This is a genomic window from Pseudomonas azerbaijanoccidentalis, from assembly GCF_019145495.1.
GTDB lineage: Bacteria > Pseudomonadota > Gammaproteobacteria > Pseudomonadales > Pseudomonadaceae > Aquipseudomonas > Aquipseudomonas azerbaijanoccidentalis.
The window spans coordinates 23,950-49,740 of the sequence record NZ_JAHSTU010000004.1 but is presented as its reverse complement, the minus strand read 5'-3'; the positions used below and the strand labels follow the sequence as shown (position 1 = coordinate 49,740).

Sequence of the window (25,791 nt, the reverse complement as noted above, 5' to 3'; positions counted from 1 at the left end):
TATCGGGAAGTGTATCTGCCGAAAATCCACTGACGTTAATACTCATCAGTATTCGACTATTTGAAAGTGTTGCGCTGAATCCGGCTGCGACCCGTCAAGGGTCTCGGATAGCTCATCATGTGGCATGCAAGTGATGCCTTGGGCTGATCGTCGTGAGAGGAATCAGTGGGTGTGCTCGTCAGTAGCCTTGAAAGGCTCGTCAGAAAAGACGTGCACCGCTGGCAAAAGAGCCAGGTCTGACGTGATAAAGCAGATTTGTCTCGGTCGCATCTGCGGCGTCGACGGTGAAGCATCAAGCGTTTTACGCAAATGCCATTAGCCCGGCTGAGGGCCGGGCTTGGCAGAAGCTTGCTACGATCGTCTGTGTATTAGTACAGACGAACGGCGCGGCGCTGTTCGCGCTGAACTTTCTTGGCGTGACGCTTAACAGCGGCTGCTGCTTTGCGCTTACGCTCAGAAGTTGGCTTCTCGTAAAATTCGCGGCTACGAACTTCAGCCAGTACACCGGCTTTTTCGCAGGAGCGCTTGAAACGACGCAGAGCTACGTCGAAGGGTTCGTTCTCTTTTACTTTGACGGCTGGCATCCAGAGCTACCTTCATTCATTACCGGGGTCAACATCCTCGCGGCAAAAGAGCACTTGAAGACGTCGGTTTTTAAGGGTTGCGGATGTTAACCCCTCATCGCTCGGAATGCAAAGCCTCTGATCGAAAACCGCTGGTCGGGGCATCACGCGGCGACTATTATGCGCGCCTTCGAATTCAGCCTAAACAAGGCGCAAACCCATGCTAGTACTGGGATTAGAAACCTCCTGCGACGAAACCGGTGTCGCATTATATGACAGTGAACGCGGCCTGCTGGCCGACGCGCTGTTCAGCCAGATCGACCTGCACCGCGCCTATGGCGGTGTGGTGCCGGAGCTGGCTTCGCGCGATCACGTCAAACGCATGCTGCCCTTGATTCGTCAGGTGTTGGCGCAAGCCGACTGCGTGCCGACCGAGATCGATGCGATCGCCTATACCGCGGGTCCTGGCCTTGTTGGCGCACTGCTGGTGGGCGCTTCCTGCGCTCAGGCGCTGGCCTTTGCCTGGGGCATTCCGGCGTTGGGCGTGCACCACATGGAAGGTCACTTGCTGGCGCCGATGCTGGAGCCGCAACCACCGGAATTTCCGTTCGTCGCTTTGTTGGTCTCGGGTGGACATACGCAGCTGGTTCAGGTCGATGGAATCGGTCAGTACTCGCTGTTGGGCGAGACCCTCGATGACGCGGCGGGCGAAGCTTTCGACAAGACAGCGAAGATGATGGGTCTGCAATATCCGGGCGGCCCGGAAATCGCGCGCATGGCAGAGCAGGGCGTTGCAGGACGTTTCGTTTTCCCGCGTCCGATGTGCGACCGTCCGGGTCTGGATTTCAGCTTCAGCGGCCTGAAAACCTTCGCACTGAATACCTGGCAGCAGTGCGTCAGCGCCGGGGACGACGGCGAGCAAGCCCGTTGCGACATCGCTCTGGCGTTCCAGCAGGCGGTGGTGGAGACTTTGACCATCAAGTGCAAGCGTGCGTTGAAAGCGGCTGGCATGAAGCGTCTGGTGATCGCAGGGGGCGTCAGTGCCAACAAGGCTCTACGCGCTTCTCTGGAAAAAATGCTCGGGGACATGAAGGGCGATGTTTTTTATGCCCGTCCTGAGTTCTGCACCGATAATGGCGCCATGATCGCGTTTGCCGGTTGCCAGCGCTTGAAGGCCGGTCAGCAGGAAAGCCTGGCGATCAGCGTGCAGGCACGCTGGCCCATGGAGCAGCTGTCGGCCTTGTAATGAATAGCGTTCATGTCCGGCATCTAAAAATGCCGTTCGCGCCCTGCAAACAGGTCGCGTAGATTGCCGCGATGACGCCAGACGATCAGCCCCGTGAGCGCGCTCATGGGCAGCAAGGCTGCCGGCTCTTGCCAGGCCAGTAGCGGCAGGGTCAGTGGCGTGGCGATCAAGGCCGCCAGTGAGCTGGTACGGGTCAGGTAGAACGTCAGCAGCCAGGCGCACACCGCCAGCAGTGCTGCCGGCGGATACAGGCCCAGCAGCATCCCGGCAGCGGTGGCGACACCCTTGCCACCGCGAAAGCGAAAGTACAGCGGGAACAGATGCCCGATAACGGCGCAGACGCCGATCCAGGCTTGATCCTGTAGCGAAAGGCCCGCAACACCGGCGATCAGCACGGGCAGCAGGCCTTTGAAGAGGTCGCCTAGCAAGGTCAGGATGGCGAGTTTTTTGCCAACCAGACGCAGCATGTTGGTAGCGCCGGCATTGCCGGAGCCACTCATTCGCGGATCGGGATTACCGGTCAGGCGGCTGAGCAAAATGGCGAAGGACAGAGAGCCGAGCAGGTAGGCGAGGATCGCCAGTAACCAAAACATGCTAACTATTCCGGGCGAGGACGCCCTGATTCTAACGGCGCATTGCGCCCTTGTCGTGTAGCGGAGAGAAGTGCTTGGACAGAGTGTTTATCGAGGGCCTGGAAGTCGATACCGTGATCGGTGCCTACGACTGGGAGCGAGGCATCCGACAGTGCTTGCGTCTTGATCTGAGTTTCGCCTGGGACAATCGCCCGGCCGCTGCCGGCGACGATCTGACCCTGGCGCTCGACTACGCGAGCGTTTCGTCGCGCATCCAGGCCTTTGCCGAGCAGGCGCAGTTCCAGTTGGTCGAGACTTTCGCTGAGCGCCTGGTTGAAGTGCTGATGAGCGAATTCAAAATCACCTGGGTGCGCCTCAAGCTGACGAAGCCGGGTGCCGTTCCTGCCGCTATCGGTGGCGTGGGTGTGGAGATCGAGCGCGGATGTCGCTAACCCAGGTTTACCTCGGTCTCGGTAGCAATATCGAGCGCGAAACCCATTTACAGGCCGGCCTGGACGCCTTGGCGGGTTTCCTGGTGGATATCCATTGTTCGCCGGTTTTCGAAAGCCAGCCGGTGGGAATCAAGAGCGGGCCGTTCTTCAACTTCGTGGTATCGGCGTATACCGACCTTCCGTTGATTGAGCTGGATCGTCGCTTGAAGTTTATCGAGGCGGATAACGGCCGTTACGCGCCGGATCGCCGAGGTTTGCCGTTGGATATCGACGTGTTGTTGTTTGGCGATCTGGTGGGCAACTTCGATGGCTTGATCTTGCCGCGGGCAGAAATTCTGAAAAATGCTTTTGTGCTGTGGCCGTTGTCGCTCATTGCGCCGGATCGCGTGCACCCGGGTGTAGGAAAAAGTTTTGCGACGCTGTGGGGTGAGGCGCAGATCGATCAGGTCTTGGCGCCAGTGGCTTTCGAATGGCGCGGTGAGCAGCTGACGCCCTCTGATTTACTTTAAAGCGAAAAGATCGCAGCCTTCGGCAGCTCCTACAGGGCACATCAATCTATGTAGGAGCTGCCGAAGGCTGCGATCTTTTAACCTGGTCAGGCTTTTTCTTTGTAAACCTTCAGTGCCTTCAGTCGCTCACGCTTGATCGCCTCACCCAGTTCCGGCCCTTTGAATCCCTTCTCCAGCAACGGCTGAACCGCGACGCTGCGAGCCGCAGTTGCCGCTCCGCGCAAATAATCCGCCTGTGGGTAACTTCTTTCTTCCAGTCCTTTGCGTCCGCGAGCGTCCATCTCGCACGCGGCGATGAACTCTTCGAATCGCTGTGGCCGTCGGTAAACGTCGAAGCTCTGCAACAACTCCAGCAGGGTCGACGGTTTCAACTCCAGTGCTCGATGCCCGTGGGTGTGATATTCACCCACCAGCAAGGCCAGTTCCTGACAATCCCTTGGCGCCTTGAAGCGTTCATTGACCGCTTTGATCAGCTTCAGTCCCTTGAACTCGTGGGCAATGTGGCGCGGCCATTCTTCTTCAGGTGTCAGGCCTTTGCCCAGGTCATGCAGCAGGCAGGCCCAGCGCACGGTCAGCGGTTGTTTATGCTTCGCGGCTTGTTCCAGCACACTCAGGGTGTGCACGCCGGTGTCGATTTCAGGGTGATGAGCTTCAGGTTGCGGTACGCCGAACAGGGCGTCGACTTCTGGCATCAGCACTTTCAGGGCATCGCACGCACGCAATACTTCAATAAATACCTGAGGCTGGTCTTCCATCAGCGCACGGGAAATTTCTTTCCAGCTCCGTTCCGCGGTCAACGCTTGGAGTTCGCCTGACTGACTGAGCTGGCGCATGAGTTCCAGTGTTTCGGGGGCGACGGTAAAACCGAGCCCGGCATAGCGAGCCGCAAAGCGGGCAACTCGCAGGACCCTGAGCGGATCTTCGGCAAACGCGGGGGAAACGTGGCGAAGAATGCGCGCTTCCAGGTCGCGTTGACCGTGATAAGGATCGGTCAGGTTTTGCTGATCATCCTCGGCCATGGCGTTGATCGTCAGGTCGCGGCGGATCAAATCTTCTTCAAGGGTGACTTCAGGGCTGGCGTGGAACGTGAAGCCGCCATAGCCGCGTCCGCTTTTGCGTTCAGTGCGGGCGAGGGCATATTCCTCACCGGTTTTGGGATGGAGAAACACCGGGAAATCCGCACCGACCGGACGAAAGCCCTTGGCGAGCATCTCTTCGGTGGTGGCGCCGACCACCACACGGTCGATGTCCGTGACAGGAATGCCCAGCAGGCGATCGCGTACGGCACCGCCGACTTTATAAATCCGCATAAAAAACCTCCGTTAGCTCGACAGGATAACCGTTGCGTCGGGCTTTCGGAGGCCGAAACCGAATCAAAGATGAATGACGGCCAGGTCCAGTCGACCGTAATCACCTTCGCTGTGCTCGTTTCTGGGCGGCACGTGGTGAGTTTTCATGACCTGTTCCCCTTGCAGGGTTTCCAGGTGGATGTCGAAACCCCAGAGTCGGTGCAGGTGCTTGAGCACTTCCTCGGTGGACTCTCCCAGCGGCTTGCGGTCGTGTTGCTGGTGGCGCAGGGTCAGCGAACGGTCGCCGCGGCGGTCGATGCTGTAGATCTGCACGTTCGGCTCGCGATTACCCAGGTTGTACTGGGCGGCGAGGGTTTCACGAATGATGCGGTAGCCACCCTCGTCGTGAATCGCCGGAACCAGCAGGTCGTCCTTTTGGTCGTCGTCAAGAATGCTGAACAGTTTCAGGTCGCGGATGACCTTGGGTGACAGGTACTGCAGGATGAAACTCTCATCCTTGAAGCTGCTCATGGCGAACTTGATGGCGGCCAGCCAATCGGTACCGGCGATGTCCGGGAACCAGCGGTAATCCTCTTCGGTGGGTTCTTCACACATACGACGGATGTCGCGGTACATGGCAAAGCCGAGGGCGTAGGGGTTGATGCCACTGTAGTAAGGGCTGTCGAAACCAGGCTGGAACACTACGCTGGTGTGGGACGTCAGGAACTCCATCATGAAGCCGTCGGTGACCAGGCCTTCGTCGTAGAGGTCATTCATCAGGGTGTAGTGCCAGAACGTGGCCCAACCCTCGTTCATCACCTGAGTCTGGCGTTGCGGGTAGAAATACTGGGCAATCTTGCGCACGATGCGCACGATTTCCCGCTGCCAGGGTTCCAGCAGCGGCGCGTGCTTTTCGATGAAGTACAGGATATTTTCCTGCGGCTCGGCGGGGAAGCGAGCATTGTCCTTGTCGCTGTACTTGTCTGCGCCCTTGGGAATGGTGCGCCACAGATCGTTGATCTGTTTCTGCAGGTGTTCTTCCCGATCCTTTTGCCGGCGGCGTTCCTCTTCGGCGGAAATCGGATAAGGACGCTTGTAGCGGTCGACGCCGTAGTTCATCAGGGCGTGGCAGGAGTCGAGCAGGTCCTCCACCGCGTCGATGCCGTGGCGTTCTTCGCACTGCATGATGTACTGCTTGGCAAACACCAGGTAATCGATGATCGAACTGGCGTCGGTCCAGGTGCGGAACAGGTAGTTGCCTTTGAAAAAACTGTTGTGCCCGTAGCAGGCATGGGCCACCACCAGCGCCTGCATGCAGATGGTGTTTTCTTCCATCAGGTAGGCAATGCACGGGTCGGAGTTGATCACGATCTCGTAGGCCAGCCCCATTTGGCCACGACTGTAGGACTTTTCAGTGCTGAGGAAGTGTTTGCCGTAGGACCAGTGGTGATAACCCAGCGGCATACCGACAGAGGCGTAGGCGTCCATCATCTGTTCGGCGGTGATCACTTCGATCTGGTTAGGGTAAGTGTCGAGGGCGTACCCCGCCGCAATACGACTGATTTCGCGGTCGTAGGCCTGGATCAGCTCGAACGTCCATTCGGAGCCGGTGGAAATGGGTTGGCGCTTCTGCTCTTTGGCGGTCATGTCACTAACCTGCGCTGGAAGAGTTCACGGAAGACCGGATAGATATCCCCGGCCGAGACCAGTTGTTGCTGGGCAAACGTGTCGGAAAAGGCTTCGGCGATGCGCTCGTATTCGAACCACAGGGCCTGATGTTCGCGTGGGGTTATCTCAACGTAAGTGTAGTACTGCACGAAAGGCATGATCTGGTTGATCAGGATGTCGCGGCAGATCGGCGAATCGTCATTCCAGTTGTCGCCGTCGGAAGCCTGGGCGGCGTAGATGTTCCACTCATTGCTCGGATAGCGTTCGGCCATGATCTCCTGCATCAGCTTCAAAGCGCTGGAGACGATGGTGCCGCCGGTTTCGCGGGAGTAGAAAAACTCCTCCTCATCCACTTCGCGGGCACTGGTGTGGTGGCGGATGAACACGACGTCGATCTTGTCGTAGTTACGCTTGAGAAACAGGTACAACAGGATGAAGAAACGCTTGGCGATGTCCTTGGTCGCTTGGGTCATCGAACCGGACACGTCCATCAGGCAGAACATCACGGCCTTGGAGCTGGGATTGGGTTGTTTGATGAGCAGGTTGTACTTGAGGTCAAACGTGTCGAGAAAAGGTACGCGATGAATGCGCGCGCTGAGTTTTTCGATTTCCGCTTCGAGCTCCTGGATATCGCCGAAGTTATCCGGTTCTTCCAGCTTCAGTCGTAGAAGTTCTTCTTTGGCCTCACGCAGTTTTGCGCGGCTGCTGCCGGAGAGGGCGATTCGCCGTGCATGGGCCGAGCGCAGGGTACGGATGATGTTGATGCGCGAGGGATTGCCTTCATTGCTGATACCGGCGCGAACGGTCTTGAAGGTGTCGGTGCCGGTCAGGTTGCGCTTGACCAGGTTCGGCAACTCCAAGTCCTCGAACATGAATTCGAGAAATTCCTCCTGGGTGATCTGGAAGACGAACTCGTCCATCCCTTCACCCGAATTGCCGGCCTTGCCGGGGCCTCGACCGCCGCCGCCGCCCGGGGGGCGAGCGATATGTTCGCCGCTGGTGAATTCCTTGTTGCCGGGGTGGACAACCGTCTGTTTGCCTCCGCGACCATGGTGAAGCACCGGCTCGTCGATATCGCGACCGGGAATGCTGATTTGCTCGCCGTGCTCCATATCGGTAATGGAGCGCCGACTGACCGCCTCTTCGACAGCCTTTTTGATGTGATCACGGTAACGCCGCAGAAACCGCTGACGGTTCACCGTGCTCTTGTTCTTGCCATTGAGACGTCGGTCGATCACATAGCTCATAGGGAGCCCTCCGGGCAGCTTCCAGTTACAAGCTTCAAGCCGCAAGCTCAAAGCTTTCAAAGCAAGCGGTGGCTGGAAAAACGGGCCTCAAGCACCCACTCGGTGTGCTTGAGGCTTGTAGCTTGCCGCTTGCCGCTGCCTCACTGTGATTTTCTGACCCGCAGATACCACTCGGACAGCAGTCGTACCTGTTTGTCGGTGTAACCCCGCTCGACCATCCGTGTGACGAAGTCGTTGTGCTTCTGCTGGTCCTCTTTGCTGGCCTTGGCATTGAAGCTGATGACCGGCAGCAGGTCCTCGGTGTTGGAGAACATTTTCTTCTCGATAACCACCCGCAGTTTTTCGTAGCTGAGCCAGGTTGGGTTTTTGCCGTTGTTGTTGGCCCGGGCACGCAGGACGAAGTTGACGATTTCGTTGCGGAAATCCTTCGGATTGCTGATGCCGGCCGGTTTTTCGATTTTTTCCAGCTCCTCGTTCAATGCCACGCGGTTGAGGATTTCGCCGGTTTCCGGGTCGCGGTATTCCTGGTCCTGAATCCAGAAGTCGGCGTACAGCACGTAACGATCGAAGATGTTCTGGCCGTACTCGCTGTAAGACTCGAGGTAGGCAGTCTGGATCTCCTTGCCGATGAATTCGATATAACGCGGTGCCAGATACTCCTTGAGGAAGCGCAGGTAGCGTTCGCGGGTCTCGGCCTGGAACTGTTCCTGCTCGATCTGTTGCTCCAGCACGTAGAGCAGATGCACCGGGTTGGCGGCGATTTCGTGCGGATCGAAGTTGAACACCTTCGACAGGATCTTGAACGCGAAACGGGTCGACAGGCCATTCATGCCCTCGTCGACACCCGCGTTGTCGCGGTATTCCTGGATCGACTTGGCTTTCGGATCGGTGTCTTTGAGGTTCTCGCCGTCATACACGCGCATCTTCGAGTAGATGTTGGAGTTTTCCGGCTCCTTCAGGCGCGAAAGAACAGTGAACTGGGCCAGCATCTTCAAGGTGTCGGGCGCGCAATGGGCCTTGGCCAGCGAGCTGTTGAACAACAGTTTGTCGTAGATCTTCACTTCGTCGCTGACCCGCAGGCAGTACGGCACTTTGACGATGTAGATCCGGTCGATGAACGCCTCGTTGTTCTTGTTGTTGCGGAAGGTGTGCCATTCCGATTCGTTGGAGTGAGCGAGCAGGATCCCGGTGAACGGAATCGCGCCAAGACCTTCGGTACTGTTGTAGTTACCTTCCTGGGTGGCGGTCAACAGTGGGTGCAGCACCTTGATCGGTGCCTTGAACATTTCGACGAATTCCATCAGGCCCTGGTTGGCCCGGCACAGTGCGCCCGAGTAGCTGTAAGCGTCGGCGTCGTTCTGCGGGAATTCTTCCAGTTTGCGAATATCGACCTTACCGACCAGTGCCGAGATGTCCTGGTTGTTTTCGTCGCCCGGTTCGGTTTTGGCCACGGCGATCTGGTTGAGGATCGACGGGTAGAGTTTCACCACGCGGAACTGACTGATGTCGCCACCGAATTCGGCCAGGCGTTTAGTGGCCCATGGCGACATGATGGTGTTGAGGTAGCGCCGTGGGATGCCGAAGTCTTCCTCGAGGATGGCCCCATCTTCTGTGGAGTTGAACAGCCCCAATGGCGACTCGAAAACCGGCGAGCCCTTGATGGCATAGAAGGGCACTTTTTCCATCAGTTGCTTGAGCTTCTCGGCCAGGGACGATTTACCGCCACCGACAGGGCCGAGCAGGTAGAGGATTTGTTTCTTCTCTTCCAGGCCTTGGGCGGCATGGCGGAAATACGACACGATCTGGTCGATGCATTCTTCCATCCCGTGGAAGTCTTCAAAGGCCGGATAGCGTCGGATGACCTTGTTGGAGAAAATTCGTGACAGCCTCGAGTTGGTCGAGGTGTCGAGCAGCTCCGGTTCACCGATGGCCAGCAACAAACGCTCGGCGGCGGAAACGTAGGCGCTGCGGTCCTTTTTGCACAGCTCAAGATACTCTTGCAGCGAGAGTTCTTCCTGGCGTGTGGACTCGAAACGTTGTTGGAAGTGGCTAAAGATACTCATGACGTCACCTCGCTCGATACGTGGAGCCGACGCCGGATCATTCAGTCGATGCTGGCAGCAACCGAACAGGCAGTCGCTGTTTACCCCCCAGAAACCTTTCGAAGCTGACGCCTCCGAAAGCTACTCCCGATGATCCGCGCGCCGGTGTACCGGCTCTCCCCTGTTTTGGATGGCCTGCGCTTAAGGATAGTTGGGAATTCAGGAGGTAAAGGCGAGATACGTAATTAGTTGTGGCAGACCGTTCGTCTGCCACCGCGCGAGCCCACGGCAGCCGCGGGCTTGCGTGTTACAAAAAAATTATTCGGAAGTGCCTTGCGCCGTTTCTGAAGGATACGTCGTGCGCCACAGCTCAAAACCGCCATCCATGCTGTAAACGTCGGAGAAGCCCTGGCTGACCAGGTAGGCGGCAGCGCCTTGGCTGGAGTTGCCGTGGTAGCAAACCACCACGGTCGGTGCGTCGAGGTCGGCGCCCTGGATGAAGGCGTGCAGGGAATGGTTGTCCAGGTGCTTCGAGCCGCTGATGTGCAGGGCCGCGAAAGTGGCTGGATCACGGACGTCGACCACCACGGCGCCTTGTTCGCGCAGGGTCTGGGCCTGTTCCGGGGGAATGCGTTTGAATTCGCTCATGGCGGGTTCCTGTGGTTCGGCTGTAAGCGCAGTCTAACGCGGAGCGCTGACTGACGATGGTTCGGAAATGGGTGGGGCGACTGGTGGCGCAGCGGCATGGCCGTGCTCGTCGCATTTGCAGGACAGGCGTTCAAGGGTGTCGACATTCATCAGTGTCAGGGCGCCGCCCCAGACACAGCCAGTGTCCAGCGCGAAGATCCCTGGATCATCGACTTTGCCTTCCAGTGCAGCCCAGTGACCGAAGATGATCTTCAGGTCCTTGGTCTTGCGTTCCTTGTGCTGGAACCAGGGCTTGTAGCCTGCTGGCGCGGTACCGAGGCCTTCCTTGCTCTTGAGGTCGAGTTTGCCCTCGGCCGTACAGAAGCGCATCCGCGTGAAATAGTTGGTGATTACCCGCAGGCGCGTAACGCCTTTGAGGTCGTTGTCCCATTTCGCCGGATCATTGCCGTACATGCCATCAAGGTAAGGCGGGAGCAGGTTATCGTCACGCAGCGCGGTTTCGACTTCGTCCGCGCACTTCAGGGCCTTGCGCAAGGACCACTGCGGTGGAATGCCTGCGTGCACCAGTGCGGTGTTTCGTTGTTCGTCGTAATGCATGAGCTTTTGCTGGCGTAACCAGTCCAGCAACTCGGCGCAATCGGGGGCTTCGATGATTTCGCGCAGCGTGTCGCCTTTCTTCAGGCGTTCGATGTTTCGCCCGGCGGCCAGCAGGTGCAGGTCATGGTTGCCGAGCACGCACACCAGCGATTCACGGATGCTATAGAGGAAGCGCAAGGTTTCGAGCGATTGCGGGCCACGGTTGACCAGGTCGCCGACCAGCCACAAATGATCCTTGGCTGGATCGAAAGCAACTTGTTTGAGCAGGCACTGCAGCGCTTCAAGGCAGCCTTGCAGGTCGCCGACGGCATACGTTGCCATCAGTGCAACGACCCCGGCACTGCCAGGCGGAACGGCGCAATGAGCGCATCGAAGTGTTTACCGTCGTCGGCAATCATCTGATAGCTGCCCTGCATGGTGCCGACCTTGGTGGTCATGACCGTGCCGCTACTGTAGGTGTGGCTCTTGCCCACCTCGATCAGCGGCTGCTGGCCAACCACGCCCGCGCCACGCACCTCTTCAACGTGTCCGTCGCCATCGGTAATCACCCAGTGCCGTGACAACAGCTTGGCCGGTATCAGACCATTGTTTTGTACGGTGATGGTATAGGCGAAGGCAAAGCGGTCGTGTTCGGGTTGCGATTGTTCTGCCAGATAGCGGGTGACGACGCTGACGTCGACCTGATAACGAGGATCGGACATGCAAGAGGCCTTAAAAACGAAGCGGGACGCGGGGCGTAGCTGATGAGGTTCAGTCTAGGCCAAGTACCGGGTAGTAAACCAGACATGGGCGCTGGTGTCCTACCCGATAACGCATCGGCGCTGTCAGGCGTCCGCTGGCTTTTGCAGCGGTTGCTCGCTGAGCTTGTCGGCGAGGCGCACGAAAGCAGCCAGATCGAGCTGCTCGGGACGCAGGCTGCCATCGACGCCGGCGGCTTCGATTTCGGCGTTGCTCAGCAGTAGCTTGAGGGTGTTGCGCAGGGTTTTGCGGCGCTGGTTGAAGGCTTCGCGCACAACGCGCTCCAGCAGTTTGTGGTCTTTGGCAGGGTGCGGCAACACGGCGTGAGGCACCAGGCGCACGATGGCCGAGTCTACTTTTGGTGGCGGGTTGAACGCACCCGGACCGACGTTGAACAGATGCTCAACCCGGCAGTGATACTGAACCATGATCGACAACCGGCCCCAATCACCACCACCTGGGCCTGCCGCCAGACGCTCGACCACTTCTTTTTGCAGCATGAAGTGCATGTCGCGGATCAGGTGGGAGTTGTGCAGCAGGTGGAAAATCAGCGGCGTGGAGATGTTGTACGGCAGATTGCCGACCACGCGCAGGCTGCCAGGCGCAGCGTTCAGGCTATTGAAGTCAAACTTCAGCGCATCACCCTGGTGCAGGTTGAAATTGCTCTTGTCGGCGAACTGCTGGTTGAGGATCGGGATCAGGTCCTTGTCCAGTTCCACTACGTCGAGTTGCGCCCCGCTGCTGAGCAGGCCTTGGGTGAGGGCACCCTGGCCCGGGCCGATTTCCAGCAGGCGATCATCTGCCTTGGCATGAATGGAGCGCAGAATGCGGTCGATAACGCCGGCATCGTGCAGGAAGTTCTGGCCAAAGCGCTTGCGGGCCTTGTGTTGGTATTGCTCGGTCATAAACGGGTCTCGGCCATCTGGTAGGCGGTTTCCAGGGCGACTTGCAGGCTGCCGGTGTCGATCTTGCCGCTCCCGGCCAAGTCCAGGGCGGTGCCGTGGTCGACCGAGGTGCGGATGATCGGCAGGCCGAGGGTCACGTTGACTGCCGCGCCGAAGCCTTTGTATTTCAGCACAGGCAGACCCTGGTCGTGGTACATCGCCAGCACTGCGTCGCAGTGCTCCAGATATTTGGGGGTAAACAGAGTGTCGGCGGGCAGCGGACCGCGCAGGTCCATGCCTTCGCCGCGCAGGCGCTCTAATGTGGGTTCGATGATATCGATTTCTTCATGGCCCAGATGTCCGCCTTCGCCAGCGTGGGGGTTGAGCCCGCACACCAGGATGCGCGGCTGGGCGATGCCGAACTTTTCTTGCAGATCGGTATGCAGAATTCGCGTGACCCGTTCCAGGCGCTCGGGAGTGATCGCATCGGCGATCTCGCGAAGGGGCAGGTGGGTCGTGACCAGTGCCACGCGCAAACCGCGGGTGGCGAGCATCATCACCACTTGCGCGGTATGGGTCAGGTCGGCGAGGAATTCAGTGTGCCCTGAGAAGGCGATTCCGGATTCATTGATCACACCCTTATGCACCGGGGCGGTGATCATGCCGGCAAAGTGTCCGTCCAGGCAGCCTTGGCCGGCGCGGGTCAGGGTTTCAAGAACGAAAGCCGCATTGGCCTTGTCCAGTTGCCCCGCGATGACCTTGGCGTTCAGCGGTGTATCCCAGACATACAAACTGTTGGCTGGTGCAGGCAGGTCTGGCCAGTTGTCCGGCGTAACCGGCAACAAGTCGACGGCCACACCGAGCTGCGCGGCCCGCTCAAGGAGCAGGTCGCGGCTGGTGATGGCAATCAGGGGGTGTGGCTGGGCTTGCGAGGCGAGCAGCAGGCACAGGTCTGGACCTATGCCGGCCGGTTCGCCGGGTGTCAGCGCGAAACGTTTGGGTTTCACTGCGCTGCCTGGTCGGCGCCAGGGAGTTTGATTTCTACGTACGCTTCGTCACGGATCTGACGCAGCCAGGTTTGCAGCTCTTCATCGTATTTGCGGTTGCGCAGTACGGTCATGGCTTGTTGCTCACGAGCCTGGGTGGTGCTATCGGTGGCGCGACGGCCAAGGACTTCCAGTACGTGCCAGCCATATTGAGTCTGGAACGGCTTGGACAGTTGACCTTGTGGGGTCTTGGCCATCACTTCGCGGAACTCCGGAACCAGGGCGTTCGGGTCGATCCAGCTCAAGTCGCCGCCGTTGAGCGCAGAACCCGGGTCTTCCGAATAGCTTTTCGCCAGTTCGCCGAAGTCTTCGCCCGCTTCGATACGGGTGTAGAGCGATTCAACCAGCGCCTTGGTTTTAGCTTCGTCGCGGATCGGGCTCGGTTTGACCAGAATGTGACGCACGTGCACTTCATCGCGCATCTGGGTTTCGCCGCCACGCTTGTCGAGGATCTTCAAGATGATGAAGCCGCCCGGCGTGCGCATTGGCTGGGTCACGTCGCCGACGGTCATGCTGCTCAGCAGACGATCGAAAGGAGGTGGCAGTTGGGCGGCTTTACGCCAGCCCATGTCGCCGCCTTCCAGAGCAGTTTCACTGGCGGATTTGGCGATGGCCAGTTGACCGAAGTCAGCGCCTTGCTTGAGCTGCTGATAAATCGCGTCAGCCTGTTTGGCAGCATTCTGAATCGCGTCGGAGTTGGCGCTTTCCGGCGTTGGGATCAGGATGTTGGCCAGGCGGAACTCTTCCGACAGCTGCATTTTGCCAAGGTCAGAAGCCAGGAAGTTCTTCACTTCCTGCTCGGAGACCTGGATGCGTTCGGCCACACGGCGCTGACGCACACGGCTGATGACCATTTCGCGGCGGATCTGGTCACGAGCGTCGTCGTAAGACAGGCCGTCGCGGGTCAGGGCGGCGCGGAACTGGTCGACCGACATATTGTTGCGCTGGGCGATAGTGCCAACAGCCTGGTTCAGTTCTTCATCGGTAATGCGGATGCCGGAGCGTTCGCCGATCTGCAATTGCAGGTTCTCGACGATCAGGCGCTCAAGCACCTGTTGCTCCAGTACGCTGGCCGGTGGCACGGCAGTGCCGCGCTTGGCGATGGTTTGCTGAACTTCATGGACGCGCTGGTCCAGTTGGCTCTGCATGACCACGTCGTTATCGACAATGGCCACCACTTTATCGATGGACTGTACCGCGGCGTTAGCCGCGGTACCCAGGAACAGCGCGCCCAGCAACAGCGGGCGCAGACAATCAGAAAGCTTGGTCTTCACGTTCACGATAACCTTGGATGCCTTTGTCGAGGAAGCTCTCTACTTTGGCGCCAGTCAGGCCGCCGAGTCCCTTCAGAACAATTTGGAGGAAGACGCCGTGGTCGCCTTTTTCGTTTTGCGGTGCTTCCTGACTGAATTCGTCGTAGGAAACCCAGTAACGGTTGATCAGGCGCAGTTTCCAGCAGCAGTTGTCGTACTCGAAACCACCGAAGGCTTCCAGCGTACGGTTGCGGTTGTAGTCGTACTGCCAGCGGCTGATGGCGTTCCATTGCGGCACGATCGGCCAGATGACCGAGAAGTCGTGCTGTTGGATCTTGTAGTAATCCTTCACATAACCTGGCTGGCCCGGGGTGCCATAGTCACCACCGCCCACTTGCCATTTACCGGTGTTCTGGTCGTAACGGACCTGGTCATTGCGATAGCGATAGCCAGCGTTGATGACCTTGTTCGGGTTGTCTTCAGGCTGGTAGTGGAACATCGCGCTGCCCGAGCGAGGGCTGCGGCTGTCCGGGTCCCAGTTGTAGTCAGCTGTGGTGCGCCAGTCACGGTTGAAGCGGTATTCGTACTCCAGCGCGTAAGGAGAAACGTTGGACTGTGCGTCATCGCGGGTTTTTGCATCAATGCCCGGCAACTGAACTTCACGATCCTTGAAGTACAGAGCCTGGCCGACGCTGACGCGTTGGCGCTCGAAACCGTTGTCTTCGATCCAGCGGCTGGTCACGCCCAGGGACAATTTGTTCTCGTCACCGACACGGTCGGCGCCGGAGAAGCGGTTGTCACGGAACAGCGACGCATAGTTGAAGGTGTATTCACTGGTGTCGAATACCGGGATGTCTTCCTGATCCTTTTCCGGGACATACAGGTAGAACAGGCGCGGTTCGAGGGTCTGGCGATAATTCTTGCCAAACCATTGGGTGTTGCGATCGAAGTACAGACCACTGTCGATGCTGGCGATCGGTACGCCGCGGTTTTGGTTGCTGTCAAACGTGCCATTCAGCTGGTTCTGTTCTGCAGTCTGCGCAGCAATCTGGTTTTTGCCGATGCTGTCCAGGTCCAGTTGGTATTGCGTGTACTGGTACTTGAGCTTTGGCGTTATGTAGCCATAAGACGCCTGCATCGGCAAGCTTACAGCCGGTGCAAGGTTGAGGCGATCACCGGTGGCGCGGGCCAGACCTTGAACGTTGGTGTCGAGGCGCGGGGATACATTGCCATCTTCGTCGGTGAAGCTACCGTTTTGCAGATCCCGGTCAAACCGAACGATTTCAGTGTTGTAGCTGAAATCCAGGCCGCCTGGATGCATCGGCAGCGCACCATCAAAGGTGATTTGCGGCAAACGGTCATACGGCGTGATGTTGGAGACGGTTGCCAGCTGATACGCCTGTGCGTTGATGCGAGCGGTGTAGCTATCGCCGCGGTAGCTGACGGAGCCCTGCTGGTTCACGAAGTCCGAGCTTTTAACCCCGATCTGGTCAGTCTGCAGATCCTGGAAGTAATAAGGATCGCTGATCTTGGTGTAGTCGACTTGCGTGAAGACACGCGAGTCCAGACCACCCTTGTGCTGCCAGTTGTACATGTAGCGGGTTTTTTCGTAGTCGGTCTGCAGCTTGCGCTCGTCCTCTTCGTCGTTGAGGTAAGCGGCGCCGAACTGACCTTCGCTGGACTTGGTCAGGTAGCGGAATTCGCCTTCCATCAACAAGCCGCGCTTGCTCATGTAGCGTGGGTACAACGTGGCATCGTAGTTCGGTGCCAGGTTGAAGTAGTACGGAGTGACCAGCAGGAAGCCGGTATCGGTGCCGCTGCCGATGGTCGGCGGCAGGAAGCCGGACTGGCGACGGTCGTCGATCGGGAAATAGATGTACGGCGTGTACAGGACCGGAATGTCCTTGACCCGCAGTGTCACGTTGGTCGCGGTACCGAAGCCGGTGGCTGGGTTCAGGGTGATGTTGTTGCCCTTGAGCTGCCAGGCGTTGCTGTTCGGTTCACACGTGGTGTACGTACCATCCTTGAGGCGGATGATGGCGTTCTCGGCACGTTTGGCGTACAGCGCGTTACCGCGGATACGGGATTTGTGCATCACGTATTCGGCGTTGTCGACCTTCGCTTCACCAGTGTCGAGCTGCACGTCGGCGTGGTCGCCCACGATCAGGGCACCGTTGTCGCGAATGCGCACGTTACCGCTCAGCTCACCACGGCTCTCGGCCTGGTAAAGGTTGGCTTCGTCGGCTTCGACCTGCATGCTGCCCTGACGCATGACCACGTCACCGGCCAAGGTGGCAACTTGCTCATCCTGCTTATAGCGCGAAGCTTTCGCGCCGATAAAGGTGGGCGCGTCGCTTTTATTCGTCTTGTCATTCATGCCAGGACGAATCGGTTCGATATAGGAACCAGAGCAATAAGGACCGGTTTCAGCCAGTTGCGCTGCGGTGAGCTGCTCGCGGGGAACCCAGTCGAGGTGACTGTAGTCTTCGCTACGCGACTTCAGGCCTCGGCCCTTGGACTCGGTCACCAGTGCAGTCTTGGCACCGGTGTCTTCGCTGGTACCTTCCTCGGCCGGGGTTTCACCGGTCGCGGAAACGGCGCTACCGTCATGCACCGGACGCGGAGGCAATGCAGCCGCCGGCGACTTTGGCGCACAGTCCCAGGCACCCGAAGCAGAGACTGAGCAGTCATACTGTTCCGCGGCGACCACGAAGGAAGTGGCGAGGGGTTGCAAGGCCAGCAGACTGCCGGTTACCAACAACGGAAATTTTTTACGAAACGCGGGGGATTTCAATGCCATCTTATTAGTCCGGGCTTCCTGCGTGCCATCTGCCCGCGGTGTGGGCCGCACGCCTCTCGATGGTCTGAAAAAGATGCTGGATAATAAAGCATGACCCGCTTGACGGCTAGCGCCGTCGGAGACCCTTGCAATGCCTGACCAAGATGTACGTTTGCAACACCTGAAAGTTTGGCTCGATGAGCAGTTGGCAATCCTTTTTGCGGAACAGGGCTGGGGTGCCGTACCCCCGGCCACGTTGACCGCGGCCAGTAGCGACGCGAGTTTCCGGCGATATTTTCGTTGGGAAGGCGCCGGTAGAAGTTTCGTCGTAATGGACGCGCCACCGCCCCAGGAAAACTGCAAACCCTTCGTGGATATCGCTTTTTTGCTGGCGAAATCCGGAATAAATGTGCCGAAAATTTATGCCGAAGACCTCGAGCGCGGATTTCTTTTGCTTAATGACTTGGGCAACAAGACCTATCTGGACGTGATCGACAGCGAAAATGCCGACGATTTGTTCAAGGACGCCCTGCAAGCGCTGCTGGCTTTTCAGCAGTTGCCGATGGTCGCACCCCTGCCAAGCTATGACGTGGCATTGTTGCGTCGCGAGCTCGAACTGTTCCCCGAGTGGTATGTGAAGCGCGAATTGGGCATCGAGTTGGACGCCGCGCAGCAAGTGCTCTGGCAGCAAGTCAGTGATTTGTTGATCGACAGCGCGCTGGCTCAGCCAAAGGTCCTGGTTCATCGCGACTACATGCCGCGCAACCTGATGATCAGCGAGCCGAATCCCGGTGTGCTGGATTTCCAGGATGCGGTCTACGGCCCGGTGACCTACGACGTGACCTGCCTGTTCAAGGATGCGTTCCTCAGCTGGCCCGAAGAGCGCGTGCGCGGCTGGCTGCAGAGTTACTGGCAGCAGGCATCGGCGTTGAATATCCCGGTGCAGCCGGATTTTGAAGATTTCCTGCGCGCCAGTGATCTGATGGGCGTGCAACGTCACCTGAAGGTGATCGGCATCTTCGCCCGCATCTGCCACCGCGACGGCAAACCGCGCTACTTGGCGGATGTGCCGCGTTTCTTTGCCTATATAGATGCAGTGATCGCCCGCCGCCCTGAATTGGCGGAACTGGATGTATTGCTGGCCAGTCTGCGTGCTGGAGTGAAAGCATGAAGGCGATGATTCTCGCGGCGGGCAAAGGCGAGCGCATGCGCCCGCTGACCCTGACCACGCCAAAGCCGCTGGTGCGCGCGGGCGGAGTACCGCTGATCGAGTATCACCTGCGCGCGCTGGCCGCCGCCGGATTTACCCAGATCGTGATCAACCATGCCTGGCTGGGTCAGCAGATCGAAGATTACCTGGGCGACGGTTCGCGCTATGGCGTGAGCATCCAGTACTCGCCGGAAGGCGAGCCGCTGGAGACCGGTGGCGGAATTTTCCGCGCGTTGCCGCTGTTGGGGGATGACGCCTTTGTCGTGGTCAATGGCGACATCTGGACCGATTACGACTTCAGCGTGCTGCATCAACCTATCGCCGGTCTGGCCCATCTGGTGCTGGCGACCAACCCGGCCCATCACCCGAACGGCGACTTTCAGTTGATCGATGGGCAGGTCCGCGACGGTCAAACGGATGCCGCAACCCTGACCTACAGCGGCATCGCGGTACTGCACCCGCAGTTGTTCGACGGTTGCTCTGCCGGGGCGTTCAAACTGGCGCCGCTGCTACGCACCGCGATGGCAAACGGGCAGGTGTCCGGCGAACGCCTGAACGGGTTGTGGGTGGATGTCGGCACTCATGAACGCCTGGCGGAAGCGGAAACCTTGATCGAAGCGAGACGCTGAGATGCTGTGGCCAGGGACTCTGATCGGAGCCGGAGCAGGTTTTGCCATTGCCAGCATTCCGGGGGCCATGCTCGGTGCTTTGCTGGGGCAGGCGCTGGATCGGCGCATGCACCTGCAGAGCTGGGCGCATTTGCGTGAAAAACTCGGCGGTCGTCCTGTTCTGCGCAACGATGAATTGCTGTTCGTGTTGCTCGGCAGGCTGGCCAAGTGCGACGGTCGGGTGGTCGACGGGCATATCCAGCAGGCGCGCCAGGAAATGCGCTCGCTGGAAATGAGCGAATCGGCACAACGCCGGGCGATCGCCGCGTTCAATCGCGGCAAGTCGGGCAACGACCAGTTGCGCGGTTACTTGCGGCGGTTGAGCAATCAACCGCACGCGGCCGAAGGTGTCTTGCGCGCCTGCTGGCGGATGGTCTGGGCCGATGGCCGCGCCGGCCATCAGGAACGCGAACTGCTCGCGCAATGGGGCAAATGGCTGGGTTGGACGACGCATCAGGTCCAGGCGTTGGCCCACGACTACGAGCCGCAGAAGCGGCCGTTGGGCAACAGCGTTGTGAGCTATCAGGATGCCTTGCGGTTGTTGGGGGTGTCGGCCACCAGTGAACCGGAGCAGATCAAGCGTGCCTACCGTCGCCTGCTCAGCCGGCATCACCCGGACAAAATTGCCGGCAGCGGGGCGACGGCGTCGCAGGTGCGTGAGGCGACGGAGAAAACCCGAGAGTTGCACAGTGCCTACACGTTGATTCGTCAGCGGCGGGATTTTCGCTAGCAGGACAGTTAGGTGTTGTTTTCAATGGCGCCATCGCTGGCAAGCCAGCTCCCACAGTATTTGAGTCGTACACAAATTTTGTGATCGACATAAATCCTGTAGAAGCTGGCTGGCCAGCGATGGGGGCGACGCGCTCTATCAATTCGCCGCATTCTGCGGATTCAACCAGCCGCGTACCCGCCGAACCAGCTGTTCCCGCTGCGCCTTGCTGTCGCCCGGCAACGCCTTGAGCGAAACCTGGCTGAACGCCGAAGTCTTCAAGCGCTTGCTGGCCTGCAACCTGGCCAGCGCCGCGTTGCGGTCCAACGGCTTGTCCATGTAGAAAATGTCCGCGGTAGGCAATTTCAGGGACGGCGCGAGTTCGTCCAGTTCGGGCTTGGCCTGCGCGGGCGTCTGAGCCGCGACCATGACGAAACGCTCGACTTGCGAAGGCTGCTTTTCACTCAGATAGCGAGCAGCCCAATAAGCGCCGGTGCCATGCCCGAGGACGACAATGCTGCGAGCGCTTTGCTGTTCGGCAAAGGCAATCGCGGCGTCGATGCGGGCGAAGATGCGTTCGGCATCCGCCTTGGACTTCTCTTCGCTGGTTTCAGCGACGGGTTTGTCTGCCACGTCGGCTTCACCACCGGCAGCCTGTTCGATGGGGGCTGCGGTGGTCGAGTCTTTGCTGCCAGGATCCGGCGTCTTCGGCACTTGTGGCACTTCGGCAACGCGTGGCGCAATGGCATCGCTTTGCACGTCCGGCAAGGTGATACTCAGGCTGCTCCATTCGGCGTCCGGCAATTGGCGCCGCAACGGACCGATTGCTTGCGGCCAGTCAACGGTTTCGCCAGCACCAGGCACGATAATCACCGCGCCTTTGGGTTCGGCCGTGTTGGCCGGTTTCCACAAAGCCAGGAACGTATCGCCGCCCGCTTGCAGTTGCTGTTGTTCCTGGGCCGGGATTTTTCGTTCCAGTGCGTTCGCTTCTTCCTGACTACGCTCAGGCAACGGCTGACGTTCAGGCGGCTTTTCTTGCGCGGGTTGTTCCGCGGCCGCAGGTGCGGGGTCAGCAGCCTCGACGGAAAAAGCGCATGGCAGGATCAGCGACAGGCACAATGCTGGCAGTGCCAGGCGATAGACAGGGGGCATCGGATATTCCAGGCCAGAAGTGATTCCGGCAGCCTAATGGGTTGGTCAGTATTTGTCAGTGTGTGAGAGTTCGATGATGCGTTTTCGCTGCCTGTGGGTTATCGGCTGGTTGTGGTTTCCCTTGATGGGCTGGGCGGCGGCCGTGCCACCGGCACACATCGCCGCATTGTCCGCCGGCCAGCAACAATGGTTGGCGCAGCAGGGTGAGCTGCGCGTCGGGCTGGTGTTGCAGGCACCGTATGCGCAATACGATCGCCGCTTGCAGCGCCTGTCCGGGGTCAACGTCGAGTTGATGAAGTGGCTGGCCAGGTCGCTCAAGGTCGAGCTGAGCTGGCGTAACTTTGCTGATCTTGAACAACTGGAATCCGCTGCGCGCGCGGGTGAAATCGATATCGCCCCGGGGTTGAGCCAGACGCCCGGTGGTCTGCGCCTCTGGCAGTTTTCCGATCCCTACATGCGAGTGCCGCAACTGGTAGTCAGCGACCAGAAGAGCACCGGCGCCGTGGAACTGGAAAAACTCGACAGCCAGACTCGCGTGGCCGTGCGCATGCCCAGCGCCACCGCCGATTACTTGCGCGGCAACTATCCGCACCTGAACCTTCAGGGCGTGCCGATGGAGCGTCAGGCGCTGCAATTGCTGTTGAGCCAGCAGGCCGGGTACGCCGTAGTCGATGAAGCGCAGTTGGGGCGTTTGTCGGTCGAACCGGAATTTGCCGGGTTGGTCGTGGTGGGGGACATCGGCCTGCCGCAACTGCTGCGGGTGGCCACGCGGCGCGATAAACCGGAACTGGCAGGCATCGTCGAAAGTGCGCTGCGGTCAATCCCAGCAAAAGATCTGGAAACCCTGCATAACCAATGGCTGCAACCCAAATACCCGCGGCTGACCGAGTCGCCGGGTTTCTGGCAAAACCTCTGTCTGCTCTTGCTGGTATTGATGTTGAGCAGCATGGCAATCGTATTCTGGCAGCGCCGTCAGCAGCACGGCCTTGAGCAGCGGCTGGCAGCGGCTCAGGCCGACATTGCCCTGCGCGCGGCCAGTGAAGAAGCGTTGAGGCTGACGCAGTTTTCCATCGATCAAAGCACCGTCGGCATCCTTTGGGTCAACTGGGACAGTCACGTGCGCTATGCCAACCGCGCCGCCGAAACCATGCTTGGCTACCCATCCGGCGGGATCATCGATCGGCCCCTGATCGAATTCGAACCGGGGCTGCACATGGACCGCTGGTTGAATCTGTGGAAGCGCGCCCGAGCCAACGACGACGCGCCGCAAAGTTTCGAAACCAATTGTCTGCGAGCCGACGGCAGCATCCTGCCGGCGGATGTTTCTCTTAGTTTCCTGCGCTTTCGCGATGGCGAATATCTGGTGGTCTACCTCACCGACGTCACTGAGCGTCGTCGTGCATTGGCGGCGTTGCAGGAAAGTGAAGCGCGGTTGCAAGGGATCGCGGCGAACGTTCCCGGATTAGTCTTTCGTCTGGAGCGGGCACCGGTGACAGGGCAGATCGACTTTGCCTACATCAGCGAGGGCAGCGAAAGTCTAGTGGGTTACTCGCCGGCGACTTTGGCTCACCGTGACAAAGGTCTGCGCAGTCTGGTGCACCCGGACGACAAGGCCAGTTATCACCAGACCCAGGATCATGCGTTGGATACCGACAGCGACTGGTCGTGGCAAGGGCGGATTCTGACGCGCCAAGGCGAACAACGTTGGGCGGAGATCAAGGCGATTACCCGTCAACTTGAGGACGGCGCCTACGTCTGGGACGGCATTGTCTGGGACATCAGCGAGAGCAAGCGCATCGAACTGGAACTGGCCAGCTCCCGCGAGCAACTTCGTGAATTGTCAGCGCACCTTGAAAGCGTGCGGGAAGAGGAGAAAGCGCGCATTGCCCGGGAAGTGCATGACGAGTTGGGCCAGATGCTTACCGTGTTGAAGCTGGAAACCTCCATGTGCGAATTGGCCTACGCCCAGCTCGACCCTGGTCTGAACGAACGCCTGAACAGCATGAAGCGTTTGATTGCTCAGTTGTTCCAGTTGGTGCGCGATGTGGCCACGGCATTGCGTCCGCCGATTCTCGACGCCGGTATTGCCTCGGCCATTGAGTGGCAGGCCCGGCGATTCGAGGCGCGTACGCAGATCCCGTGCCTGGTGCAAGTGCCGGACAATCTACCGGTGCTCAGCGATGCGAAGGCGATCGGTCTGTTTCGCATCCTTCAGGAAGCGCTGACCAATGTCATGCGCCACGCCCAGGCGCATACTGTCGAACTGACACTGGCGCTTGAAGGCGACGAGTTGTGTCTGACGGTCAGTGATGATGGCGTAGGATTTGTCGCCGCAGTTGGCAGGCCAACATCCTTTGGCGTGGTCGGCATGCGCGAGCGGGTGCTGATCATGGGCGGTGAGTTGTCGCTTGAAAGTGAGTTGGGGGAGGGCACGACCCTTATCGTGCGAGTGCCGCTGGATGAGGAGAAGTAAGTGATCCGTGTACTGGTAGCCGAAGACCACACCATCGTCCGCGAAGGCATCAAGCAGTTGATCGGCCTGGCCAAGGACTTGCTGGTGGTGGGGGAGGCGAGCAATGGTGAGCAGTTGCTCGAAACCTTGCGGCATGTGCCTTGCGAGGTGGTATTGCTGGATATCTCCATGCCGGGCGTGAATGGTCTGGAAGCGATTCCACGGATTCGTGCGCTGAACAATCCGCCGGTGATCCTGGTGCTGTCGATGCATGATGAAGCGCAAATGGCCGCCCGGGCCTTGAAGGTCGGCGCGGCGGGGTATGCGACCAAGGACAGTGATCCGGCATTGTTGCTGACCGCCATTCGCCGGGTCGCCGCGGGCGGGCGTTACATTGATCCAGACTTGGCCGATCGCATGGTCTTCGAAGTCGGCCTGACCGATTCGCGACCCTTGCATTCCTTGCTGTCAGAGCGCGAGTTCTCCGTGTTCGAACGCCTGGCCCAGGGCGCCAACGTCAACGACATCGCCCAGCAACTGGCCCTGAGCAGCAAGACCATCAGCACCCACAAGGCGCGGCTGATGCAGAAGCTCAACATCACCTCGCTGGCCGAGCTGGTGAAGTACGCGATGGAACACAAACTTCTCTGAAAGCCCCCATTGTCCATTGTGGGAGCGAGCAGGCTCGCTCCCACACAGGATGTTTAGTGCATGTCCAATTGCGACATGCCTTCCAATGCTGTCTCTACCGGTTCCTGCCGCTTGCAGCCAACAGCTTGCCACTGCCGTTATCCAATCCCGCCATCCTTGTAGGGCAATCCCTACCCCCAACCTTCCATCCGGCTGAGGCGATTCTCTCCTGCGCCCCGATTTGCGCAGGTCCCAGCGTCCACTAGGCTTAGTCCACAGCAGTCATCAACAACAAAGGTGTGGGTATGAGCCAGGTCGATTCAAGTGCAGGGGCCAATGATGTTCTGGTCAGCTTTCGTGGTGTGCAGAAGAGCTACGACGGCGAGAACCTGATCGTCAAAGACCTCAACCTGGACATTCGCAAAGGCGAATTCCTCACCTTGCTCGGGCCGTCCGGTTCCGGCAAGACCACCAGCCTGATGATGCTCGCCGGTTTCGAAACACCGACTGCGGGCGAAATCCTGCTGGCCGGGCGCTCCATCAACAACGTGCCACCGCACAAGCGTGACATCGGCATGGTGTTCCAGAACTACGCGCTGTTTCCGCACATGACGGTTGCCGAGAACCTGGCGTTCCCGTTGACCGTGCGCGGTTTGAACAAAAGCGACGTCAGCGACAGAGTTAAAAAAGTCCTGAGCATGGTCCAGCTCGACACCTTTGCGCAGCGTTACCCGGCGCAACTGTCCGGTGGCCAGCAGCAACGGGTCGCATTGGCCCGCGCCTTGGTGTTCGAACCGCAGCTGGTGCTGATGGACGAACCCCTTGGCGCACTCGACAAACAACTGCGTGAACACATGCAGATGGAAATCAAACACCTGCACCAGCGCCTGGGCGTGACCGTGGTCTACGTGACCCACGACCAGGGCGAAGCCCTGACCATGTCCGACCGCGTGGCGGTATTCCATCAAGGCGAAATCCAGCAGATCGCCCCGCCGCGCACGTTGTACGAAGAGCCGAAAAACACCTTCGTCGCCAACTTCATCGGTGAGAACAACCGCCTCAATGGTCGTCTGCACAGCCAGACCGGCGACCGCTGCATTGTGGAGCTGGGGCGCGGTGAGAAGGTGGAGGCCCTGGCGGTCAACGTCGGCAAGACCGGCGAGCCCGTCACATTGTCTATTCGCCCGGAGCGCGTGAGCCTCAATGGTTCCAGCGAGTCGTGCGTCAACCGCTTCTCGGGAAGGGTGGCGGAATTCATCTATCTGGGCGACCACGTCCGGGTTCGCCTGGAAGTCTGCGGCAAGACCGACTTTTTCGTGAAACAACCGATTGCCGAGCTCGATCCCGGGCTGGCAGTTGGCGATGTGGTACCGCTTGGCTGGCAGGTCGAACACGTTCGTGCGCTCGACCCACTTCTAGAGGCGAACTGATCGCCCT

General features: G+C 59.2%; 23 protein-coding genes. 9 read left to right on the top strand and 14 right to left on the bottom strand.

The window, feature by feature from the left end; genetic code table 11:
- Positions 1-368 precede the first annotated feature (368 nt).
- Positions 369-584 carry a 30S ribosomal protein S21 gene (gene rpsU / locus KVG88_RS14435; RefSeq protein ID WP_002551877.1) on the bottom strand — a complete coding sequence of 72 codons (216 nt, stop codon included), beginning with the start codon at positions 582-584 and terminating at the stop codon, positions 369-371.
- Between the two features lie 199 nt (positions 585-783).
- On the opposite strand from rpsU, the gene tsaD reads away from it, so the two are divergent.
- A complete protein-coding gene (gene tsaD / locus KVG88_RS14430) occupies positions 784-1,809 on the top strand; it encodes a tRNA (adenosine(37)-N6)-threonylcarbamoyltransferase complex transferase subunit TsaD (protein ID WP_150703843.1) in 1,026 nt (341 codons plus the stop codon).
- A gap of 23 nt (positions 1,810-1,832) precedes the next feature.
- On the opposite strand, the gene plsY is transcribed toward tsaD, so the two are convergent.
- Positions 1,833-2,402 (bottom strand): glycerol-3-phosphate 1-O-acyltransferase PlsY, encoded by a 570-nt coding sequence (plsY, locus tag KVG88_RS14425; RefSeq protein ID WP_150703842.1) that lies wholly within the window; start codon positions 2,400-2,402, stop codon positions 1,833-1,835.
- A 74-nt stretch (positions 2,403-2,476) separates the two neighbouring features.
- Here plsY and folB point away from each other — a divergent pair, with 74 nt between their 5' ends.
- Together folB and folK are read left to right on the top strand one after the other, a co-directional pair.
- A complete protein-coding gene (folB, locus tag KVG88_RS14420) occupies positions 2,477-2,833 on the top strand; it encodes a dihydroneopterin aldolase (protein ID WP_150703841.1) in 357 nt (118 codons plus the stop codon).
- The gene (folK, locus tag KVG88_RS14415; RefSeq protein ID WP_217871865.1) at positions 2,824-3,342 is read left to right on the top strand and encodes a 2-amino-4-hydroxy-6-hydroxymethyldihydropteridine diphosphokinase; all 519 of its coding nucleotides are present in this window, start codon (positions 2,824-2,826) and stop codon (positions 3,340-3,342) included. The genes folB and folK overlap by 10 nt, the downstream gene beginning before the upstream one ends.
- Before the next feature lie 86 nt (positions 3,343-3,428).
- Here the strand turns inward: folK and KVG88_RS14410 are convergent, their stop codons facing one another.
- From KVG88_RS14410 to KVG88_RS14360, 11 genes are all read right to left on the bottom strand, one after another.
- Complete coding sequence (locus KVG88_RS14410; RefSeq protein ID WP_217871864.1) at positions 3,429-4,652, bottom strand: multifunctional CCA addition/repair protein; 1,224 nt, start codon at positions 4,650-4,652, stop codon at positions 3,429-3,431.
- 63 nt (positions 4,653-4,715) lie between these two features.
- Positions 4,716-6,278, bottom strand: a complete 1,563-nt coding sequence (locus KVG88_RS14405) for a SpoVR family protein (RefSeq protein WP_150703838.1) — start codon at positions 6,276-6,278, stop codon at positions 4,716-4,718.
- Positions 6,275-7,546 carry a YeaH/YhbH family protein gene (locus KVG88_RS14400; RefSeq protein WP_150703837.1) on the bottom strand — a complete coding sequence of 424 codons (1,272 nt, stop codon included), beginning with the start codon at positions 7,544-7,546 and terminating at the stop codon, positions 6,275-6,277. The genes KVG88_RS14405 and KVG88_RS14400 overlap by 4 nt, the downstream gene beginning before the upstream one ends.
- Before the next feature lie 140 nt (positions 7,547-7,686).
- Positions 7,687-9,609: a PrkA family serine protein kinase gene (locus tag KVG88_RS14395; RefSeq protein WP_007980217.1), complete on the bottom strand. Its 1,923-nt coding sequence runs from the start codon at positions 9,607-9,609 to the stop codon at positions 7,687-7,689.
- Between the two features lie 297 nt (positions 9,610-9,906).
- Positions 9,907-10,236, bottom strand: a complete 330-nt coding sequence (gene glpE, locus KVG88_RS14390) for a thiosulfate sulfurtransferase GlpE (RefSeq protein WP_217871863.1) — start codon at positions 10,234-10,236, stop codon at positions 9,907-9,909.
- A 33-nt stretch (positions 10,237-10,269) separates the two neighbouring features.
- A complete protein-coding gene (locus KVG88_RS14385; RefSeq protein ID WP_217871862.1) occupies positions 10,270-11,154 on the bottom strand; it encodes a symmetrical bis(5'-nucleosyl)-tetraphosphatase in 885 nt (294 codons plus the stop codon).
- Positions 11,154-11,534, bottom strand: a complete 381-nt coding sequence (gene apaG / locus KVG88_RS14380) for a Co2+/Mg2+ efflux facilitator ApaG/CorD (RefSeq protein ID WP_150703834.1) — start codon at positions 11,532-11,534, stop codon at positions 11,154-11,156. Before apaG ends, KVG88_RS14385 begins: the two co-directional genes overlap by 1 nt.
- A 123-nt stretch (positions 11,535-11,657) precedes the next feature.
- A complete protein-coding gene (rsmA, locus tag KVG88_RS14375) occupies positions 11,658-12,476 on the bottom strand; it encodes a 16S rRNA (adenine(1518)-N(6)/adenine(1519)-N(6))-dimethyltransferase RsmA (protein ID WP_150703833.1) in 819 nt (272 codons plus the stop codon).
- A complete protein-coding gene (gene pdxA / locus KVG88_RS14370) occupies positions 12,473-13,462 on the bottom strand; it encodes a 4-hydroxythreonine-4-phosphate dehydrogenase PdxA (protein ID WP_217871861.1) in 990 nt (329 codons plus the stop codon). The genes rsmA and pdxA overlap by 4 nt, the downstream gene beginning before the upstream one ends.
- Positions 13,459-14,781, bottom strand: coding sequence for a peptidylprolyl isomerase SurA (surA, locus tag KVG88_RS14365; protein WP_217871860.1), 1,323 nt, complete (start codon positions 14,779-14,781; stop codon positions 13,459-13,461). The genes pdxA and surA overlap by 4 nt, the downstream gene beginning before the upstream one ends.
- Complete coding sequence (locus KVG88_RS14360) at positions 14,756-17,554, bottom strand: LPS-assembly protein LptD (protein ID WP_217871859.1); 2,799 nt, start codon at positions 17,552-17,554, stop codon at positions 14,756-14,758. The genes surA and KVG88_RS14360 overlap by 26 nt, the downstream gene beginning before the upstream one ends.
- A gap of 130 nt (positions 17,555-17,684) precedes the next feature.
- Between KVG88_RS14360 and KVG88_RS14355 the strand changes: the two genes are divergently transcribed.
- Genes KVG88_RS14355 through KVG88_RS14345 form a run of 3 tightly spaced genes read left to right on the top strand, consistent with a single transcriptional unit; the run spans position 17,685 to position 20,141 of the window.
- Positions 17,685-18,704, top strand: a complete 1,020-nt coding sequence (locus KVG88_RS14355) for an aminoglycoside phosphotransferase family protein (RefSeq protein WP_217871858.1) — start codon at positions 17,685-17,687, stop codon at positions 18,702-18,704.
- On the top strand, positions 18,701-19,372 hold the full coding sequence (murU, locus tag KVG88_RS14350) for an N-acetylmuramate alpha-1-phosphate uridylyltransferase MurU (RefSeq protein WP_217871857.1): 672 nt from the start codon (positions 18,701-18,703) through the stop codon (positions 19,370-19,372). The genes KVG88_RS14355 and murU overlap by 4 nt, the downstream gene beginning before the upstream one ends.
- Before the next feature lies 1 nt (position 19,373).
- Positions 19,374-20,141, top strand: a complete 768-nt coding sequence (locus KVG88_RS14345; protein ID WP_217871856.1) for a TerB family tellurite resistance protein — start codon at positions 19,374-19,376, stop codon at positions 20,139-20,141.
- Between the two features lie 138 nt (positions 20,142-20,279).
- Here the strand turns inward: KVG88_RS14345 and KVG88_RS14340 are convergent, their stop codons facing one another.
- A complete protein-coding gene (locus tag KVG88_RS14340; RefSeq protein WP_217871855.1) occupies positions 20,280-21,272 on the bottom strand; it encodes an alpha/beta hydrolase family protein in 993 nt (330 codons plus the stop codon).
- 73 nt (positions 21,273-21,345) lie between these two features.
- Between KVG88_RS14340 and KVG88_RS14335 the strand changes: the two genes are divergently transcribed.
- The 3 genes from KVG88_RS14335 (at position 21,346) to KVG88_RS14325 (ending at position 25,784) form a co-directional block, all read left to right on the top strand.
- On the top strand, positions 21,346-23,745 hold the full coding sequence (locus tag KVG88_RS14335; protein ID WP_217871854.1) for a PAS domain-containing sensor histidine kinase: 2,400 nt from the start codon (positions 21,346-21,348) through the stop codon (positions 23,743-23,745).
- A complete protein-coding gene (locus KVG88_RS14330; RefSeq protein WP_020798801.1) occupies positions 23,746-24,375 on the top strand; it encodes a response regulator in 630 nt (209 codons plus the stop codon).
- Between the two features lie 284 nt (positions 24,376-24,659).
- On the top strand, positions 24,660-25,784 hold the full coding sequence (locus KVG88_RS14325; RefSeq protein WP_150703824.1) for an ABC transporter ATP-binding protein: 1,125 nt from the start codon (positions 24,660-24,662) through the stop codon (positions 25,782-25,784).
- Positions 25,785-25,791: the final 7 nt, after the last annotated feature.